Here is an 18300-nt window from a genome sequence, read left to right on the forward strand (position 1 = left end):
TGGGACGATGCCGCGCCGATCGCCCATCTGCGCCAGATCTGGAACGCCTACGAGCCGCAGATGGAGGCCTATCAGACGCGTGCGGTCGATCCGGCCTCGGCGCCCGCCTATGGCGTGCCGGGCGACCAGGGTGCCGACCCGAAGCGTTGACGCACTGCACAGCGGTCAGTGGTCCAGAACCGGTCCGGAGCCATCGGTGCGCTGCGCGACAGCCATGAAACCATCGCCGCTACTGGCGCGCTCTCTTTCTGATTAGAAAGAAGCCGGTCCCCTTCTGACGGGAGAGAACAGCGAATGGCTTCCAGCGATTCACGATTCGCATCCTGCCCGCCGCCGCCTTATTACGCGGTGATCTTCGCTTCGCAGCGCAATCCGGGCGATGACGGCTATGGCGCCGTCGCCCAGCGCATGATCGAGATCGCACCGGGCATGCCGGGCTATCTCGGTGTCGAAACGGCGCGCGGGGCCGACGGCTTCGGCATCACCGTCTGCTATTGGCGGGACGAAGCCTCGATCCGCGGCTGGAAAGCGCAGGCCGAGCATCACGCGGCCCAGGAGCAGGGCAAGGCCCAGTGGTATGAGCGCTATGAGCTCAAGGTGGCGAAGGTCGAGCGCGCCTATGGCGGCCCGCAAGGGCGTTAGGGCTCAGTCCAGCAGGCCGACCACCTCGTTGGCGATGGCGAGGGATGAGGTCAGGCCTGGCGATTCGATGCCGAAGAGATTGACCAGCCCCGGGATGCCATGGGCCGCCGGTCCCTGGATCATCCAATCGAGCGCGGTCACGCCGGCAGGCGTGAGCTTCGGCCGGATCCCGCAGTAGGCGGGCTGCAACGCGCCATCGGGCAGGCCCGGCCAATAGCGCCGGACCGCCTTATAGAAGCTGTCGGCACGAGCCGGATCGACCGAATAGTCGAGGCGGTCGAGCCATTCGATGTCGGGTCCGAAGCGGGCGCGGCCGCCGAGGTCGAGCGTCAGATGCACCCCGAGCCAGGTGTCGTCGGGCGCCGGATAGACCAGATGCGTGAAGGGCGTCTTGCCGGTCAGGCTGAAATAATTGCCCTTGCTGTAATGGAGCGGCGGCACGGCCTTGGGATCGAGGCCGCGCAATCCGTGCGCCAGAGGCTGCGCGCCCAGGCCCGCGGCATTGATCAACCGCCGGCAGCGCAGTTCCATCGGCTGCTCGCCGCCGACATTGAGCAGAAAACCATTATCCTCCAGCACGCCGTTCAGCACCGGCGCGCGGAAGGCGATACTGGCGCCGGCCTCCTCGGCCTCGCCCTGCAGGGCCAGCATCAGCCCATGCGCGTCGACGATTCCAGTCGAGGGCGACAGCAGAGCCGCGACGCAGGCGATCTCGGGCTCCAGTTTGCGGACGTCCGCCGGGTCGAGCCATTCCAGATCCATGACGCCATTGGCTTCGGATTTGCTCTTGATCGCCTCGAGCTGCGCGATCTCCACCTCCCGGCTGGCGACGACGAGCTTGCCGATGCGCCGATGGGCCACGCCATGCGATTGGCAGAACTCGTAGAGCCGCGCCTTGCCGTCGACGCAGAGCCGGGCCTTCAGGCTGCCCGCTTTGTAATAGAGACCGGCATGGATGACCTCGCTGTTGCGCGAGCTGATGCCGGTGCCGAAGGTCTCCGCCGCTTCCAGCAGGATCACCTCGCGGCCCTCGCGGGCGAGCTGGCGGGCGGTCGCCAGGCCGATGACGCCGGCCCCCACCACCACGCATTCGATCGTTTCGCTCATCCGCTATCCGGCTACCGGTTCAAGTGTCGATCGGGCCCGCGCCGGCGACCGGCAGGGAAGACGCCTTCACTTTCTTCACGCGCGTTTCACGATGCAGGATATAGGCGCTGCTCGCAATGATGATGGCAGCGCCCACGACCACGGTGACGGAGGGGAGCTCGTTCCAGATCAGCCAGCCGAAGAGTGTCGCCCAGATCAGCGCGCTATATTCGATCGGCGCCAGCAGCGACACCTCGCCATAACGGAAAGCCTCGGTCATCAGCAGCTGGCCCAGCGCGCCGAACACGGCGGTCGCGACGAAGACCCAGATATCGACGCCGTCGGGCAGGCGGAAATCCCACATCATGCCGATGCCGGCACAGACCAGCATGGCGAAGGAATTCCAGAAGATCAGGCAGGGACCGCTTTCGGTCGCGGTCAGCTTGCGCGACGCGATGAAGAGCAGGGCATAGGTCAGGGCGGAGCCCAACGCCGACAGCGCGGCCCAGCCGAAGCCAGCACCGGAGGGTTGCAGGATCACCGTGACCCCGCCGAATCCGATGAGCACGGCCGCCCATCGGCGCGGGCCGACCTTCTCCTTCAGGAAGAAGACCGAGAGCGTGGTCATGAAGAGAGGAGCCGCGAAGCCGATGGCGATCGTATCGGCGATCGGCAGATGCTTCAGCGCATAGACGAAGCAGAGCATGGTTACGATCATCAATGCCGCGCGCAGGGCGTGGGCCCAAGGGCGGCGGGTCTTGATCTGGCGCAAGCCGCCGCTGCGCACGGAGAGAGCCAGCGCCAGCGGCACCGCCAGGCTGCGGCCGAAGAACATGATCTGCCAGAAGCTGAAGCCGGCGCTGAGCCATTTGAGCGAGGCGTCCTGCGCCGAAAAGGCGGCGACGGTCGCCACCATCAGCAGCACGCCGCGCAGGGGCACGTTGGCGAGGCCGTCATGGCCGACCGTCTTGCCGGGCGTGCTCATGCCGGCTGTTTCCCGGCCGCGTTCTTCAGGCGCTCGCGATTGACGATATAGAGCGTGCTGCAGACGACGATGAAGGAGCCGGCGATGACGGTGAAGCTCGGCAATTGGCTCCACAGCGCCCAGCCGAACAAGGTGGCCCAGACCAGGCCGGTATAATCGATCGGCGCCAGCAACGAGACCTCGCTATAGCGGAAGGCCTGGTTGAGGCAGAACTGGCCGATGCTGCCGGACACGCCGACCAGCAGGAATACCCAGAGATCGTTCCAGCTCGGCGTGATCCAGAGCCAGGGCATGGTGGCGCCGGTCACGATCAGCACGCCGACCGAATAGTAGAAGAGAATCGTGTGGCTGCTTTCGGTGCCGCTGAGCTGGCGCGAGGTGATGAGGGTCAGTGCATAGAGGAACGCCGAGGACAAAGCGAGGACGGCCGCCCAATTGAAGCCGGTGCCCGAGGGTTGCAAGATGACCAGCACGCCGACGAAGCCGATCAGCACCGCGCCCCAGCGCCGGGGTCCCACCTTCTCCTTCAGCAGCAGCACCGAGAGGATGGTCATGAACAGAGGGCCGGCATAGGTGATCGCCATGGTGTCGGCGAGCGGCAGCATGGCCAGCGCGTAATAGAAGGTCAGCATCGTGCCGATATTGAAGAGGGAGCGGAGCGCATGGCCGCCGGGGCGCATCGTCTTCAGCGTGCGCAGCCCGCCGGCCTGGGTGGCGATCCCGACCGCGAACAGCAGGCCGACCGTGTAGCGCAGGAAAGCGATCTGGAAGGGGCTGTAATCGTCGGTCAGCCACTTCACGCCGGCATCGAGGACGGTCAGGCAGAAGACCGCGCTCGCCATATAGAGCAGTCCGCGGCCTGGCTGATGGCGCAGCCCGGCCGGTCCCGCCAACGCTCCGCTGCCCATGGTGATTCCGCCCCCGAAAAATCGCCGCCAACCATGCCCCCAGGCATGTTGGCCGGGCGGTCAAGCTTAAGCGTGCAGAATGCCCGAAGGGCACTGCCAAAGCGAGGGGGTCGCGGCCGCTCAAACGGTGGAGAAATGGCGACTCCGGGGCCGGTCCGCGCCGCCCGAGAGACTTGAAATTGTTGAATATCTCCTGTGTCTGCGCCGCTCATGACAAATCGGTTGCCGCGGCCTAGATTGGCCCGATCATGCCCCTCGACATTCTCCCCTCCGTTTGCCCCCATGACTGCCCATCGACCTGCGCGCTCGAGGTCGAACGGCTCGACACGCACAAGATCGGCCGGGTGCGCGGCGCCGCCGACCAGGACTACACGGCGGGCGTCGTCTGCGCGAAGGTCGCGCGCTATGCCGAGCGCCATAACCACCCCGACCGGCTGACCGTGCCGTTGCTGCGCATCGGCCCGAAGGGCCAGGGGAAGTCGGCCTATAAGCCGATCTCCTGGGACGAGGCGCTCGACCGGGTGGCGGAGAAATTCATCGAGGCCGAAGACCGCCTCGGCGCCGAGACGGTGTGGCCTTATTTCTATGCCGGCACCATGGGGCTGGTGCAGCGCGACGGGATTCAGCGGCTGCGCCACGCGAAGCGCTATTCGGGCCAGCTCTCGACCATCTGCGTGATGCTGTCGGACACCGGCTGGGTCGCGGGCGTTGGCGAGAAGCGCGGCGTCGATGCGCGCGAGATCGCGCAGTCGGACCTGGTCGTGGTCTGGGGCGGCAATCCGGTCTCGACCCAGGTCAATGTGATGACCCACATCACCCGCGCGCGCAAGGATCGCGGCGCGCCCTTGGTCGTCGTCGACCCCTACCGCACCCCGACGGCGCTCACCGCCGACATCCATCTGATGCCGCGGCCCGGCACCGATGGCGCGCTCGCTTGTGCCGTCATGCATGAGCTGTTCCGGCAGGGCTTCGCAGACCGCGCCTATCTCGAGCGTTATACCGATTGCCCCGGGGAGCTCGAGGCCCATCTGAAATCGCGCCCGCCGGAATGGGCCGCCGCCATCACCGGCGTGCCGGCCGACCAGATCCGCAGTTTCGCCGAGCTCTATGGCCGCACCAAGCGCAGCTTCATCCGCGTTGGCTACGGCTTCTCGCGTTCGCGCAACGGGTCCGCCAATCTTCATGCCGTGAGCTGCCTGCCCGCCATCACCGGTGCCTGGCGGTATCCGGGCGGCGGCGCGCTCTACTCGAACGCCGGCTTCTATGGTCTCGACAAGACCATGATCGAAGGCCTCGACGTCCGCGATCCCAAGGTGCGCATTCTCGACATGTCGCGCATCGGCCCGGTCCTGACCGGCGACAAGCAGGATCTGGGCGACGGCCCGCCGGTCACGGCCATGCTGATCCAGAACACCAATCCGATGGTGGTCTGCCCGGAGGGCCTCAAGGTTCGCGAGGGTTTCATGCGCGAGGATCTTTTCGTCTGCGTGCATGAGCAGTTCATGACCGAGACGGCGGCCATGGCCGACGTGGTGCTGCCGGCCACGACCTTCCTCGAGCATGACGACATCTATCTGGCCGGCGGCCACACCTATCTTCAGGTGGCGCGCAAGGTCGTCGAGCCTCTCGCGGAGACCAAGACCAATCATTTCGTGATCTCGCAGCTCGCGAAGCGGCTGGGCGCCGAGCATCCGGGCTTCCACATGACCGAGTGGGAGCTGATCGACCAGATGCTGAAGGCGTCGAACAAGCCCTCCGCCGACGAGCTGGCCAACATGCGCTGGCATGACTGCGCGCGGTCCTTCGAGGAGGGGCATTTCCTCGACGGCTTCCCGCAACCCGGCGGGCGTTTCCGCTTCAAGCCCGACTGGAAGGGCATGGGCCCCTGGCATAAGGGCATGCCGGAGCTGCCCGATCATCCGCATCTGATCGAGGAAGCGACGGCCGAGCATCCCTTCCGTATGGTGGCAGCCCCGGCCCGGACCTTCCTCAACTCGACCTTCACCGAAACGCCCGGCTCCAAGCAGCGCGAGGTTCGCCCGACGGCGCTCCTCCATCCGACCGATTGCGAGCGGTTGGGGCTGGCGGAGGGCGATCGCGTCCGGCTCGGCAATCGCCGCGGTTCGGTGGTCATTCACGCCAAGCCCTTCGATGGGCTCCAGCCCGGGGTCGTCATTGTCGAAGGCATCTGGCCCAACGCCGCGTTCGAGGAGGGGCAGGGGATCAACGCCCTCATCGGCGCCGATCCAGGCCCGCCGAAGGGCGGTGCCTGTTTCCACGACAGCGCCGTCTGGGTCCGTCCGGCATGATCATCACGGGTCCGAAAGGTGCCGCCGGCCGGCGTTTCCGCCGCCCGCATGTGGTGGTGCTGGGCAACGAGAAGGGTGGCTCGGGCAAATCGACCACGGCGATGCATCTGATCGTGGCGCTCTTGCGCGAAGGCTACAAGGTCGGGAGCCTCGACCTCGATGCCCGCCAGGGCAGCCTCAGCCGCTTCATCGCCAACCGCGCGGAGAACGGCCTCGAACTGCCGATGTCGCGCCATGTGCGCCTTGAGCAATCGGCGCTCGATTCCGTCGCCGCGGCACGCGAGGACGAGAAACAACGCTTCGACGCGACCCTGGCCGAGATGGCCGATTGCGATTTCGTCGTGATCGACACACCCGGCAGCGACAGCAATCTTTCGCGCCTTGGCCATGCGCGCGCCGACACGCTGGTGACGCCCCTCAATGACAGCTTCCTCGATCTCGACCTGCTGGCGCGCGTCGACAGCGAAGGCCTGAAGATCCGCGGGCCCAGCACCTATGCCGAGATGGTGTGGGAGCAGAAGAAGCGCCGGGCGCTTACCGACGGCGGCTCGATCGACTGGATCGTCATGCGCAACCGCCTGGCCAGCCTGGATGCCCGCAACAAGCGGCGGATCGGCAAGCTGGTCGAGGATCTGGCCCGCCGCATCGGCTTCCGCCTAGCGCCGGGCTTCAGCGAACGCGTCGTGTTTCGCGAGCTGTTCCCGCGCGGGCTGACGCTCCTCGACCTCGCCGATGCCGGCACGACCCTGACCTTGTCCCATGTGGCGGCGCGCCAGGAACTGCGCGGGCTGCTCGACGTGATCGGCCTGCCCAAGCCCGAGGAGGGCGAGGGGCAGGAGAGACGCTGGACAGAACCGGCGGCTCTCCCCAATTCTTAAAGGGGATTTCCCAGGTGAGGCGGTACTGCCATGGCCTCGTCTCGAGACAAGCTCCCGACCGGTAAACCGGCAAACGCGCCGGCGCAGGATGTCGCCCAGTTCCTGGCCAAGCTGGGCTCGGTTCCAACCCCACGCAAAGATGGTGAGCGTGGGCGGCTGCTGTTCGGCCTCGACGCCACCGCCAGCCGCCAGCACACCTGGGATCGCGCCTGCCATATCCAGGCCGAGATGTTCACAGCGGCGGCCCAACTGGGCGGGCTCGACATCCAATTGGCCTATTATCGCGGCTTCGGCGAGTTCAAGGCGGCGCCCTGGCTTTCCGACAGCGCCACCCTGCAGCGCCTGATGGGCAGCGTCTCCTGCCTCGGCGGCAAGACCCAGATCGGCAAGCTGCTGCGCCACGCCCTGATCGAAACCAAGGCCAAGCGCATCAACGCGGTCGTCTTCATCGGCGACGCCATGGAAGAGGAGGGCGACGCGCTCTGCCATCAGGCGGGCGAGCTCGGTGTCCTGGGCGTGCCGCTGTTCATGTTCCATGAGCGCGGCGAAGCGCTCGCGGCCGAGACCTTCCGCCAGATAGCGACTTTGTCGGGCGGCGCCTATTGCCGCTTCGATTCGAGCAGCGCCGACGCCTTGCGCGACCTGCTGCGGGCGGTCGCGGTCTTCGCGACGGGCGGGCGCGCTGCGCTCGAGGATCATTCGCGCCGCCAGGGCGGCGGCGCGCTGCTGCTGACGCGCCAGTTGAAACGCTGAGTTCCGGGAGCGGCGATGGTCGCCTATTTCTTCCTCGGTATTGTCGTGCTGGCGGTGCTGCTGCTGCTGATCAAGTCGGTGGCGGCCGTCGATGCGGCCATGCTGGCGCGGCTGGTGAAGGGTTTCGCCATCGCCATCCTGATTGCCGGTGTCGCCTATGTCATCGTGGCCGGTCGTGCCGGTCTCCTCGCGGGAATCTTGCCGATCGCCGTGCCGATCCTGCTGCTCTGGCTGCGCCGTCGCCGCTCGTTGGCGGGCGCGGGCGGGACTTGGGACGCCGGCACCCGGCCCAGCGGCGGTGGACGCTCCGATGTCGAGACCGCCTTCTTCGCCATGACGCTCGATCACGCCTCGGGCCGGCTCGATGGCTGGATCAAGAAATCGAAGTTCGCCGGACGGCGCCTCAGCGAGCTGGCGCGCGACGAGCTGATCGAGCTGCGCCGCGAGGTGGCGGGCGATTCCGATTCCGTCTCGGTTCTCGAAGCCTTTCTCGACCGTGCCCATGGGCCCGACTGGCGCGGCGGCGGCGGCGCGAGTGGAGACCAGACCGGATCCAACGCCGGCGCGGGCGGCGGGAGCAGCAGTGGCGGCATGACGCGCGACGAGGCCTATGAGGTGCTGGGTCTCAAGCCCGGGGCCCAAGAAGCAGAGATCCGTGACGCGCATCACCGCTTGATGAAAAAACTCCATCCCGACCAGGGCGGCTCGGATTACCTCGCCGCTCGCGTTAACCGGGCCCGTGACATCTTGCTCGGGATCTGATGTGACGTTCATGCCGTTTTCATTTGATGGCCCGCTAAATCTCACGGTCTGTGTGAAATAGGGGCCGCAAGACCCCTCCCGTTGCATCCCCCGGGGGCCCGTGGCACAAAGGCCAGCGCTGCCGGGGCCCCGGCAATTCAGGAAATTAATATGTCGAAACAAAGAGTTCGCAAGGCCATCTTCCCCGTTGGGGGGCTCGGCGTCCGGTTCTTGCCGGCGACCAAGGCGATGCCCAAGGAAATGCTGCCGGTGGTCGACAAGCCGCTCATTCAATATGCGGTGGAAGAGGCCAAGGCGGCCGGGATCGAGCAGTTCATCTTCGTCACCGGCCGCGGCAAGAGCGCGATCGAGGACCATTTCGACCAGTCCTTCGAGCTGCAGGCGACCCTCACCGAGCGCGGCAAGAAGCGCGAGCTCGCTCTCCTCGAGGAGATGCGGTTGCAACCTGGCCAGGTCCTCTACGTACGTCAGCAGGAGCCGCTGGGCCTGGGGCACGCCGTCTGGTGCGCGCGCCATGTGATCCAGGACGAGCCGGTCGCGGTGCTGCTGGCCGACGATCTGGTCAAGGCAGGCACGCCCTGCCTCAAGCAGATGGTCGACGCCCAGGCCGAGATTGGCGGCAATATGATCGCCGTCATGGATGTGGCGCCGTCCCACACCGACAAGTATGGCATTGTGAAACCGGGCGTCACCAAGGGGCGGCTGGTCGAGGTGCAGGGGCTGATCGAGAAGCCGGCGCCGGCGGCCGCCCCGTCGACGCTCGCCGTCATCGGCCGCTATATCCTGCAGCCTTCGCTGTTCGAGCTGCTGGCGCGCCATGAGCGCGGCGCCGGGAACGAGATCCAGCTGACCGACGCGATGGCCAAGATGATCGGCACCATGCCGTTCCATGGCTATCGTTTCGAAGGCACGCGCTTCGACTGCGGCGACAAGGCCGGCTTCATCGAGGCCACCATGGCCTATGCGCTGGATCACGACACCGTCGGCAAGCCGGCGCGCGAGATGCTGCGCCGCCTGGCCAAGACTCTGGATTGATCGGGTCTCATTGATTTGAGTCATCTGCGCTTGCGCGCCACCGAAGGGAAACATCTCGCATGAAGGTCGTCATGATCGGCGCCGGCTATGTCGGCCTGGTGTCCGGTGCCTGCTTCTCGGAATTCGGCGTCGAGGTCGCTTGCGTCGACAAGGACGCGAACAAGATCCGCGAGCTGCTCGACGGCCGCATTCCGATCTATGAGCCGGGTCTCGAGGATCTGGTGCGCGACAACAGCAAGGCCGGCCGACTCTCCTTCTCGACCGACCTGAACGCCGCCATGGCGGGCGCCGAGGCCGTCTTCATCGCGGTCGGCACACCCTCACGGCGCGGCGACGGCCATGCCGATCTGAGCTATGTCTATCAGGCGGCGCGCGAGATCGCGGCGACCCTGAACGGCTATACCGTGATCGTGACCAAATCGACCGTGCCGGTCGGCACCGGGCGGCGGGTGGCGGAGATCATCCGCGAGGTGCGTCCCGATGCGCAGTTCGACGTGGTGTCGAACCCCGAGTTCCTGCGCGAAGGCTCGGCCATCAACGATTTCATGCGGCCCGACCGGATCGTGATCGGCACCGAGACCGAGCGCGCGCGCGACGTGATGCGCCGGCTCTACCGGCCGCTCTATCTGATCGAGACGCCGATCGTCTTCACCGGGCTCGAGACCTCGGAGCTGATCAAATACGCCGCCAACAGCTTCCTCGCGACCAAGATCACCTTCATCAACGAGATCGCCGATCTCTGCGAGAAGGTCGGTGCCGACGTGCATGACGTGGCGCGCGGCATCGGTCTCGACGGCCGCATCGGCCGCAAGTTCCTCCATCCGGGCCCCGGCTTCGGCGGCTCCTGCTTCCCCAAGGACACGTTGGCCCTGGTGCGCACGGCGCAGGAGGCCGACGCGCCGTTGCGGATCATCGAGCAGGTGGTTGCGTCCAACGACGCCCGAAAGGTCTCGATGGTCAGCCGTGTGACCAATGCCGTCGGCGGCAATGTCCGCGGCAAGACCATCGCGGTGCTGGGCCTGACCTTCAAGCCCAACACCGACGATATGCGCGACAGCCCGAGCCTCGTGATCCTGCCCCGCCTGGTGGAGCAGGGTGCCAAGGTCAGGGCCTTCGACCCCGAAGGCATGGGCGAGGCGCGCAAGCAGATGCCCGATGTCGAATATTGCGGCTCGGCCGAGGACGCCATGTCGGGCGCCGACTGTCTCCTGCTCCTGACCGAATGGAACGAATTCCGCGCGCTCGACCCGCGCCGCATCAAGGCGCTCCTGGGCAAGCCGGTCGTGATCGATCTGCGCAATGTCTATAATCCGGCTGAGATGCGCGGCGCCGGCTTGATCTATACCAGCGTTGGGCGTCCCGCCGGCTCCAGCTCGGAACCGGCCTGAGACTGGCGCGTTATCGTTAGCTCCCGGCACCCCGCCTGTCGCACATCCTCACCTCAGAGATTCCCATGACCGACGCCCATCGCTTCGATCCGACTGTCTTGCGCGAATACGATATCCGCGGCCTCGTCGGCAAGACGCTCTCGGCGGCCGACGCCCTGGCCGTCGGCCGCGCCTTCGGCACGGTGCTGGTCGAGGCCGGCGCGCTGAATGTCTGCCTCGGGCAGGATGGCCGCCTGAGCTCGCCCGAGCTCGCGGACGCCGTGGCCGAGGGTCTGTCGGGTTGCGGGCTGGAAGTCTGGCGGGTGGGTGTCGGCCCGACGCCCATGCTCTATTTCGCCACCACCGTGCTCCAGGCCGGCGGGGGCATCATGGTGACGGGCTCGCACAACCCCGCCGCCTATAACGGCTTCAAGATGATGAAGGGCCGCGAGGCCTTTCATGGCGACCAGATCCGGGATCTCGGCCGGATCGCGGCGGCCGGCGCCTACAAGTCGCGCGGCGCCAAGGGTGCCATCATCGATCGGCCGCTGCTCGACCGCTATGTCGAGCGCCTGACCAAGGATTATCGCGGGGATCGCGAGCTGACGGTTTGCTGGGATGCCGGCAACGGTTCGGCGGGCGAGGCGATGCGACGCCTGACGGCGGGCCTGCCGGGCCGGCATATCTTGCTGAACGAGACGATCGACGGCACCTTCCCGTCACATCATCCCGATCCGACGGTCCCCGACAATCTCAAGCAGCTCCAGGCCAAGGTGATCGAGACCAAGGCCGATCTCGGCATCGCCTTCGATGGCGACGGCGACCGGATCGGCGTGGTGGACGAGAAGACCCGCATCCTCTGGGGCGATCAGCTCATGGTTCTGCTGGCGCAGGACGTGCTGGCGGACCGTCCGGGCTCGACCATCATCGCCGACGTGAAGGCGAGCCAGGTGCTGTTCGACGAGATCGCCAAGGCCGGCGGCCAGCCGCTGATGTGGCGCACCGGCCATTCGCTGATCAAGGCGAAGATGGCGGAGACGGGCGCGCCGCTGGCGGGCGAGATGAGCGGCCACATCTTCTTCGCCGACCGCTACTACGGCTATGACGACGCGCTCTATGCCGCGGTACGGCTGCTCTCGATCATGGCGCGGCGCACCGAAACGCTGGGTGCGTTGCGCGACCGCATGCCGGCGGTCGTCAACACGCCTGAGCTGCGCTTCCCCTCGACCGAGGAGCGCAAGTTCAAGGTCGTGGAGGAGGTGAAGGCGCGCCTCAAGCAGAACGGCGCCAAGGTTTCCGACATCGACGGCGTGCGCGTGAGCACGTCCGATGGCTGGTGGCTGCTGCGCGCCTCCAACACCCAGGACGTGCTGGTCGTGCGCTGCGAGGCGCGCGACGAGCAGGGTCTCGACCGGCTCAAGGCCCAGGTGGTCGAGGCGCTGGGGCAGAGCGGCGTCGCCGCCCCGGATTTCAGCGGCAAGGCCAACGCCGGCCACTGAGCGGGCGCTTTCGGCGTTCAGGACGCGATTCCCAGCCGCCGAGGCTATTGGAATCGCGGTCGGCGTCGCTCCAATTTATCCCGATTTGAGCCCTGGGTTTCGTTAGCGAGCGGGTAACTCCTGGCGCGTCCAATGGGCTTGCCGGTGAATACTCGGCTATGAGCACCGGCTTCGATCGCGGCGCCATCGCGGTTCATGCGCCCGCAGACTCAGGGAGATCTGCCATGCCCCGGACTCGCTCGGTCATCGTCGGCCTGCTGGGATTCGCGCTCTATCTGGTCCTGAATTTCGACTTGATCCAGCGCCAGCTGGTCGATTTCGACAATGCCTGGCTTTGTGGCCTCGGGCTCACGCTGATCTTGTCGGCCTGGGCGCTGGAAGGGCAGGGCCCGATCGTCCGCCTGATCTGGATCCTGGTGGCGCCCGTCTTCGGTTCGATCGTCGGCTTCGGGCTGCCGATCCTCGGCGACTATCTGTCGAGCGGCTATCACCGCAGCCTGTCGCTGTCCCAATGGACCAAGCTCGCGGTCCTCGATCCCTACCTGCCGGCCCGCCTCTGGATGCTCTCCGCCCTCCTGCTGGTCCTGTCGGTGATCAATCACCAGCTGCTCAACCTGCGCAATCAGACAGCCGCCAAGGGGCGATCGTGACGGCCCATCGCTCTCCTCTTTCGCGGGGATGACCGCAGAATGAAAAACGCCGCCGGATCTCTCCGGCGGCGTTTTGAATTCGAGGTCTCTGGCAGCGGCGCGGGTGCCGCCCCGGCGCTTACTGGGCGTTGTCGGCGACCGTCGTGGTCTTGACCACGAGGCAGGCGGTGCCGAGCTTGCGCAGGCCCTTGCAGGCGGTCTCCGCATCGGCCTGCGTCAGGCCGATGAGGCGCGAGCGGTACATGGTCGCGCCGCTATGGGTCTTGGATTCGTCGACCAGGATGTGCGCATCCACCAGCCCGCGATATTCGCGCTGGGCATTGGTCGCGGCGAGCTTGGCCGGGGCGAATTTCAGGAAGGCGCCGACCTGGACGCCCCAGCCGCCATCGGGCGGAACCGCGGCATTCGAGCCTTCGCCATTGTCGCCGGTATCGACATCGCCTTCGCCCGTCGAGCTGGTCGCGTCGGCTACCGTCATGGCGTTCTCGGGCATGTTCGCGGCTTCGACCATCGCGTTGGTGTCGGTCTGGTCGTCGAGCGAGGCGATCGCCACACCCAGGTCGGCCGGCTTCACGCCCGGCACCACCGTGTTGCGGTCGCGGCCATTGTCGGCCATCGCCATCTCGGCAAAGCCGCCATCGAGCAGCTTGGCCATCTGCTGGTCGCGCGCGGAGGGCGACTTGCCACCCAGCACCACGCCGATCACGCGCGTATTGTTGCGGATGGCGGAGGTGACGAGGTTGAAGCCCGAGGCGCGGATATAGCCGGTCTTGAGACCGTCGGCGCCGTCGTAAGCCACCATCAGGCGGTTATGCGTCTTGATCGTGCGGCCACCCCAGACGAACTTCGTCACGCCGAAATAGTGATAATACTGCGGGAAGTCGGTCATGAGCGCGCGGGCCAGCACGGCCAGGTCGCGCGCCGTGGTGTGCTGCCGAGTGTCGGGCAGGCCCGAGGCGTTCTCGAAATTGGTGTTCGCCATCCCGAGCGCGCGGGCTTTCTTGGTCATCAGGTCGGCGAAATTGTTTTCCGTACCGCCGATGGCCTCGCCGACCACGACCGCCGCGTCGTTCGCGGACTGGATGATGATGGCGAGGATGGCCTTCTCGACCTTGATGGTGTCGCCGGCATTGAGGCCGAGCTTGGTCGCGGGCTGCGCCTCGGCATGGGCGGACACATAAAGCCCCTCATCGAGCTTGAGCTTGCCCTTCTCGAGCGAGTCGAAAAGGAGATAGAGCGTCATCATCTTGGTGAGAGACGCGGGGTAGTTCTGGACGTCGGGGTTGCGGGCATGGAGGACCTCCCCGCTGGAGGCATCGATCACGATATCGGCATAGCCGGCCCAGGCCCGGTTTCCGCCGAGTCCCGACGAGGCCAGGACAGCGACAAGGGCGGCCGCACCCACGAGGGCGGCCCGGAGAGCCTTGGAAACGGTCGAATCGAGCTTCATCCCCTCAGTATCCCATCCCGGGGTTAACGCCCCCTGAGTCGAGGTCGTTAACCTAAAAAGAATCAAGAATCTTGTCTAGCTAAACACAGGGTCTTTAAGATTGCTTTAACGTCACCCTCTAGAGACCGGGCCACTTGCCCCGCAAGGCATTGATGCGACTCAGAGATTGCGCGACTCGGCCGTCTACCCCGAGTCGGCGCCCGTCCCAGGATACCACCCGGGGCCGATCGAGTGGACGGATTTGGGGACGGGGCTTGGTTTTGGCGCTCGGAGTCGCGCTCGGCGCCTGCGCCTATCATGGCAATTTCGACGACCCGATCCAGCGCCGATTCCAGTGGTTCAGCTTCATCGGCGGGGACGACATCAAGGCCGCCTGCCACCCCGGCAGCGTCGACCGCTACCGTTTCGTCTATAATGGCCGCTATGCGGAGCAGCTCCGGGACTACGAGCTGGTGGGCGACGGCGCCGGCGGGGCCTATCTGACGTCCCGGGCGACGGGCGCCTATGCCAATCTGGCGTCGGTTTCCCTCGACGATCCCCTGAAGCCCTGGCGCTGGCAGGAATCGAGGACGACGCTGAATCCCGCCCAATTCAAGCTTTTCATCCAGGCGCTGGCGGCGGACGGATTCCTGCAGCCGCCCAAGACGGTCGGCCGGCGGTTTTCCTCCAACAATTTTTATTGGCTTGTGAGTGGTTGTCACGATGGGCAGTTCCATTTCGGCGCCTGGATCTGGCCCTCCGACGATTTTGCTGCCTTGAAGTTTCCGGCGCTGCTGCTGGCTCGCGACCAGACCGGCATGGCCTTCAACCAGCCTCACGACGTGCCGGGCGGCGAAATCATGGGCCAGCCTGGCGTCTCACAAGGCGCCAACGCGCCCTTCAATATTACAATCCATGACGACGGCTTGGGCGGGGGAACGCTGTTTTGAGCGGCCTCGCCCCAACCCATGCGGCGGTGGCGCGTCTGGACCTCGGGAACCCCGCGCGACCAAACGTCGCTAAGAGTTGGTTGACGGAAATAGGTGCAGACTGGGCCGGTCCGGACCATGAAGCCCCTACCGATCCAAGTGGCTCTGTGGACGGGGCTTTTAACCAAGGCCGTGAATTCCATATTATAGGCACGGGCCCCCGCAAGAAACCGAACCCGGGGGTCGGTTGCGAGGAGATGAGCGACAACGACAAAACGACCAAGGACGACCGCGAGACCGGGGTTGTCGTCAAGAGCAAGCCGAAGACCAAGAAGCCCTCGATGTACAAGGTGCTTCTGCTCAATGACGATTACACGCCGATGGAGTTCGTCGTCCATGTGTTGGAGCGGTTCTTCAGCAAGAGTCGCGAAGATGCAACGCGCATCATGCTCCATGTGCATCGCCGCGGTGTCGGCGTGTGCGGTGTCTATACATACGAAGTAGCGGAAACCAAGGTGAACCAGGTGATCGATTTCGCTCGCCGGCACGAACATCCGCTTCAATGCACTTTGGAGAAGGAGTAGGGCGCCCATGTTGTCGCCAAATCTCGAACAGACGCTGCATCGGGCACTCGCCTATGCCAACGAACGCCGGCATGATTTTGCCACGCTCGAGCATCTGCTGCTGGCGCTGACGGAAGACCAGGACGCCATCGCCGTGATGCGCGCCTGCAATGTCGATGTCGAGCGGCTGCGGCGGGACCTGATCGACTATATCGACAATCAGCTCTCGAACCTGGTCGGCCCGGCGCCGCGCGAAGCCAAGCCCACGGCCGGCTTCCAGCGCGTGCTGCAGCGCGCCGCCATCCATGTCCAGTCTTCGGGCCGCGAGGAGGTCACGGGCGCCAACATCCTGGTCGCGCTCTTCTCCGAGCGAGAGAGCCATGCCGTCTATTTCCTGCAGGAGCAGGAGATGTCGCGCCTGGACGCCGTCAATTACATCAGCCATGGCATCGCCAAGTCGCGCGGCAAGCAGGAGCAGCGCCGCGTCTCCGGCGCCGATGGCGACGCCCAGGCCGAGAAGGTCGCCAAGACCGGCAGCGAGGCGCTCGACGCCTATTGCGTCGACCTCAACAAGAAGGCCCGCCAGGGCAAGATCGACCCGCTGATCGGGCGCGACGCCGAGATCGACCGCACCATCCAGATCCTCTGCCGTCGCACCAAGAACAACCCGCTCTATGTGGGCGATCCGGGCGTGGGCAAGACGGCCATCGCCGAAGGCCTGGCACGGCGCATCATCCGCGGCGAAGTGCCGGATGTGCTCAAGAACGCCACCATCTTCGCGCTCGATATGGGCTCGCTCCTGGCCGGCACGCGCTATCGCGGCGATTTCGAGGAGCGGCTCAAGGCCGTGATCTCCGAGCTCGAGGCGACCGAGGGCTCGGTGCTCTTCATCGACGAGATCCACACGGTGATCGGCGCCGGCGCCACCTCGGGCGGCGCCATGGACGCGTCGAACCTGCTGAAGCCGGCGCTCCAGAGCGGCTCGCTGCGCTGCATGGGCTCGACCACCTACAAGGAATACCGGAACTATTTCGAGAAGGACCGGGCGCTGGTCCGCCGCTTCCAGAAGATCGACGTCAACGAGCCGACGGTCGACGACACGGTGAAGATCCTCATGGGGCTCAAGCCCTATTATGAGAAGCATCACCGCGTGCGTTACACCGGCGATGCGATCCGCAGCGCGGTCGAGCTGGCCTCGCGCTACATCAACGACCGCAAGCTGCCCGACAAGGCGATCGACGTGATCGACGAGGTCGGCGCGGCGCAGATGCTGCTGGCCGAGCACAAGCGCAAGAAGACCATCACGGTGAAGGACGTCGAGGCCGTGATCGCGACCATGGCGCGGATCCCGCCAAAGAGCGTCTCGCGCGACGACAAGAGCGTGCTGCAGAACCTGGAGCGCGATCTGAAGACGATGGTGTTCGGACAGGATGCCGCGATCGGCGCGCTGTCGGCCGCGATCAAGCTCGCGCGTGCGGGCCTGCGCGAACCGGAGAAGCCGATCGGCTCCTACCTGTTCTCAGGCCCGACCGGCGTGGGCAAGACCGAGGTGGCGCGCCAGCTCTCGCGCACGCTCGGTATCGAGCTCATCCGCTTCGACATGTCGGAATATATGGAACGGCATACCGTGTCGCGCCTGATCGGCGCGCCTCCGGGCTATGTCGGCTTCGACCAGGGCGGGCTCCTGACCGATGCCATCGACCAGCATCCGCACGCCGTGCTGCTGCTGGACGAGATCGAGAAGGCGCATCCGGATCTCTTCAACCTGCTGCTGCAGGTGATGGACCATGGCAAGCTCACCGACCATAACGGCAAGTCGGTCGATTTCCGCAACGTGATCCTGATCATGACCACCAATGCCGGTGCGGCCGAGATGGCCAAGACGGCGATCGGGTTCGGCCGCGAGGTGCGCACGGGCGAGGACACCGAGGCGATCAACCGGATGTTCACGCCGGAATTCCGCAACCGTCTCGATGCGGTCATCACCTTCCAGAACCTGTCGCCGGAGATCGTGGCGCGGGTGGTGGACAAGTTCGTGATGCAGCTCGAGGCGCAGCTCGCCGACCGCAACGTCACGATCGAGCTCAGCGACGGCGCCCGCGACTGGCTCGCCAAGAAGGGCTTCGATCCGATGTATGGCGCGCGGCCGCTCTCGCGCGTCATCCAGGAGCACATCAAGAAGCCGCTGGCCGAGGAACTGCTGTTCGGCAAGCTCGAGAAGGGCGGCACCGTGCGGGTCGACGTGACCGACGGCAAGCTGGTCTTCACCCATACCGAGGCCACCAAGCCCAACAAGGGCGAGGGCGGCGACGGCGATGGCGGCGCCTCGCGCCCCGCCCAGCCGAAGGAACCCGAACTGGCGCGCTGACGCCGGAGCGGAGTTCGTCTCAACAAGAAAGGCCTCGTCCATCGCGGACGGGGCCTTTTTCTTTGGGCAGATCATTCGAGACGCAGCGGGAGAAAATACAATCGCGCTCCCTCCCGCAAGGGCTATCGGATTCACAC

At 65.8% G+C, this 18300-nt stretch carries 16 protein-coding genes; 12 read left to right on the plus strand and 4 right to left on the minus strand.

Annotation, left to right across the window (positions count from 1 at the left end; genetic code table 11):
- Nucleotides 1-294: 294 nt before the first annotated feature.
- On the plus strand, nt 295-642 hold the full coding sequence (locus tag ACREE8_RS20220) for an antibiotic biosynthesis monooxygenase family protein (protein ID WP_431574817.1): 348 nt from the start codon (nt 295-297) through the stop codon (nt 640-642).
- 3 nt (nt 643-645) lie between these two features.
- On the opposite strand, the gene ACREE8_RS20225 is transcribed toward ACREE8_RS20220, so the two are convergent.
- From ACREE8_RS20225 to ACREE8_RS20235, 3 genes are read right to left on the minus strand one after another with little or no spacing between them, the layout of a single operon-like run.
- Complete coding sequence (locus tag ACREE8_RS20225; RefSeq protein WP_431574818.1) at nt 646-1749, minus strand: NAD(P)/FAD-dependent oxidoreductase; 1104 nt, start codon at nt 1747-1749, stop codon at nt 646-648.
- A gap of 19 nt (nt 1750-1768) precedes the next feature.
- Nucleotides 1769-2713 carry a DMT family transporter gene (locus ACREE8_RS20230; RefSeq protein WP_431574819.1) on the minus strand — a complete coding sequence of 315 codons (945 nt, stop codon included), beginning with the start codon at nt 2711-2713 and terminating at the stop codon, nt 1769-1771.
- The gene (locus tag ACREE8_RS20235; protein ID WP_431574820.1) at nt 2710-3621 is read right to left on the minus strand and encodes a DMT family transporter; all 912 of its coding nucleotides are present in this window, start codon (nt 3619-3621) and stop codon (nt 2710-2712) included. The genes ACREE8_RS20230 and ACREE8_RS20235 overlap by 4 nt, the downstream gene beginning before the upstream one ends.
- 248 nt (nt 3622-3869) lie before the next feature.
- Between ACREE8_RS20235 and ACREE8_RS20240 the strand changes: the two genes are divergently transcribed.
- The 8 genes from ACREE8_RS20240 (at nt 3870) to ACREE8_RS20275 (ending at nt 12874) form a co-directional block, all read left to right on the plus strand.
- A complete protein-coding gene (locus tag ACREE8_RS20240; protein WP_431574821.1) occupies nt 3870-5930 on the plus strand; it encodes a molybdopterin oxidoreductase family protein in 2061 nt (686 codons plus the stop codon).
- On the plus strand, nt 5927-6808 hold the full coding sequence (locus ACREE8_RS20245; protein ID WP_431574822.1) for a division plane positioning ATPase MipZ: 882 nt from the start codon (nt 5927-5929) through the stop codon (nt 6806-6808). The genes ACREE8_RS20240 and ACREE8_RS20245 overlap by 4 nt, the downstream gene beginning before the upstream one ends.
- A 30-nt stretch (nt 6809-6838) precedes the next feature.
- Nucleotides 6839-7561, plus strand: coding sequence for a VWA domain-containing protein (locus ACREE8_RS20250; protein WP_431574823.1), 723 nt, complete (start codon nt 6839-6841; stop codon nt 7559-7561).
- Between the two features lie 15 nt (nt 7562-7576).
- A complete protein-coding gene (locus tag ACREE8_RS20255; protein ID WP_431574824.1) occupies nt 7577-8323 on the plus strand; it encodes a DnaJ domain-containing protein in 747 nt (248 codons plus the stop codon).
- Nucleotides 8324-8473: 150 nt separating this feature from the next.
- Nucleotides 8474-9358 (plus strand): UTP--glucose-1-phosphate uridylyltransferase GalU, encoded by an 885-nt coding sequence (gene galU / locus ACREE8_RS20260; protein ID WP_431574825.1) that lies wholly within the window; start codon nt 8474-8476, stop codon nt 9356-9358.
- A gap of 59 nt (nt 9359-9417) precedes the next feature.
- Nucleotides 9418-10746: a UDP-glucose dehydrogenase family protein gene (locus tag ACREE8_RS20265; protein ID WP_431574826.1), complete on the plus strand. Its 1329-nt coding sequence runs from the start codon at nt 9418-9420 to the stop codon at nt 10744-10746.
- Nucleotides 10747-10811: 65 nt separating this feature from the next.
- A complete protein-coding gene (gene pgmG / locus ACREE8_RS20270; protein WP_431574827.1) occupies nt 10812-12224 on the plus strand; it encodes a phosphoglucomutase/phosphomannomutase PgmG in 1413 nt (470 codons plus the stop codon).
- 224 nt (nt 12225-12448) lie between these two features.
- Nucleotides 12449-12874: a hypothetical protein gene (locus tag ACREE8_RS20275; RefSeq protein WP_431574828.1), complete on the plus strand. Its 426-nt coding sequence runs from the start codon at nt 12449-12451 to the stop codon at nt 12872-12874.
- A 118-nt stretch (nt 12875-12992) separates the two neighbouring features.
- On the opposite strand, the gene ACREE8_RS20280 is transcribed toward ACREE8_RS20275, so the two are convergent.
- On the minus strand, nt 12993-14324 hold the full coding sequence (locus ACREE8_RS20280) for a serine hydrolase (protein ID WP_431574829.1): 1332 nt from the start codon (nt 14322-14324) through the stop codon (nt 12993-12995).
- Nucleotides 14325-14584: 260 nt separating this feature from the next.
- On the opposite strand from ACREE8_RS20280, the gene ACREE8_RS20285 reads away from it, so the two are divergent.
- From ACREE8_RS20285 to clpA, 3 genes are all read left to right on the plus strand, one after another.
- The gene (locus ACREE8_RS20285) at nt 14585-15253 is read left to right on the plus strand and encodes a hypothetical protein (protein WP_431574830.1); all 669 of its coding nucleotides are present in this window, start codon (nt 14585-14587) and stop codon (nt 15251-15253) included.
- 236 nt (nt 15254-15489) lie between these two features.
- A complete protein-coding gene (clpS, locus tag ACREE8_RS20290) occupies nt 15490-15816 on the plus strand; it encodes an ATP-dependent Clp protease adapter ClpS (protein WP_151176511.1) in 327 nt (108 codons plus the stop codon).
- A gap of 7 nt (nt 15817-15823) precedes the next feature.
- Nucleotides 15824-18163, plus strand: coding sequence for an ATP-dependent Clp protease ATP-binding subunit ClpA (clpA, locus tag ACREE8_RS20295; protein WP_431574831.1), 2340 nt, complete (start codon nt 15824-15826; stop codon nt 18161-18163).
- The last annotated feature ends 137 nt before the right edge of the window (nt 18164-18300 follow it).

It is taken from the genome of Hypericibacter sp., from assembly GCF_050729195.1.
GTDB lineage: Bacteria > Pseudomonadota > Alphaproteobacteria > Dongiales > Dongiaceae > Hypericibacter.

Bases quoted from the DNA above. Each gene is read 5' to 3' on its own strand.
- galU (WP_431574825.1), top strand. From the start codon at position 8,474: ATGTCGAAACAAAGAGTTCGCAAGGCCATCTTCCCCGTTGGGGGGCTC.
- ACREE8_RS20275 (WP_431574828.1), top strand. From the start codon at position 12,449: ATGCCCCGGACTCGCTCGGTCATCGTCGGCCTGCTGGGATTCGCGCTC.
- ACREE8_RS20255 (WP_431574824.1), top strand. From the start codon at position 7,577: ATGGTCGCCTATTTCTTCCTCGGTATTGTCGTGCTGGCGGTGCTGCTG.
- ACREE8_RS20245 (WP_431574822.1), top strand. From the start codon at position 5,927: ATGATCATCACGGGTCCGAAAGGTGCCGCCGGCCGGCGTTTCCGCCGC.
- ACREE8_RS20225 (WP_431574818.1), bottom strand. From the start codon at position 1,749: ATGAGCGAAACGATCGAATGCGTGGTGGTGGGGGCCGGCGTCATCGGC.
- pgmG (WP_431574827.1), top strand. From the start codon at position 10,812: ATGACCGACGCCCATCGCTTCGATCCGACTGTCTTGCGCGAATACGAT.
- ACREE8_RS20220 (WP_431574817.1), top strand. From the start codon at position 295: ATGGCTTCCAGCGATTCACGATTCGCATCCTGCCCGCCGCCGCCTTAT.
- ACREE8_RS20250 (WP_431574823.1), top strand. From the start codon at position 6,839: ATGGCCTCGTCTCGAGACAAGCTCCCGACCGGTAAACCGGCAAACGCG.
- clpA (WP_431574831.1), top strand. From the start codon at position 15,824: ATGTTGTCGCCAAATCTCGAACAGACGCTGCATCGGGCACTCGCCTAT.
- ACREE8_RS20240 (WP_431574821.1), top strand. From the start codon at position 3,870: ATGCCCCTCGACATTCTCCCCTCCGTTTGCCCCCATGACTGCCCATCG.
- ACREE8_RS20235 (WP_431574820.1), bottom strand. From the start codon at position 3,621: ATGGGCAGCGGAGCGTTGGCGGGACCGGCCGGGCTGCGCCATCAGCCA.
- ACREE8_RS20280 (WP_431574829.1), bottom strand. From the start codon at position 14,324: ATGAAGCTCGATTCGACCGTTTCCAAGGCTCTCCGGGCCGCCCTCGTG.
- clpS (WP_151176511.1), top strand. From the start codon at position 15,490: ATGAGCGACAACGACAAAACGACCAAGGACGACCGCGAGACCGGGGTT.
- ACREE8_RS20230 (WP_431574819.1), bottom strand. From the start codon at position 2,713: ATGAGCACGCCCGGCAAGACGGTCGGCCATGACGGCCTCGCCAACGTG.
- ACREE8_RS20265 (WP_431574826.1), top strand. From the start codon at position 9,418: ATGAAGGTCGTCATGATCGGCGCCGGCTATGTCGGCCTGGTGTCCGGT.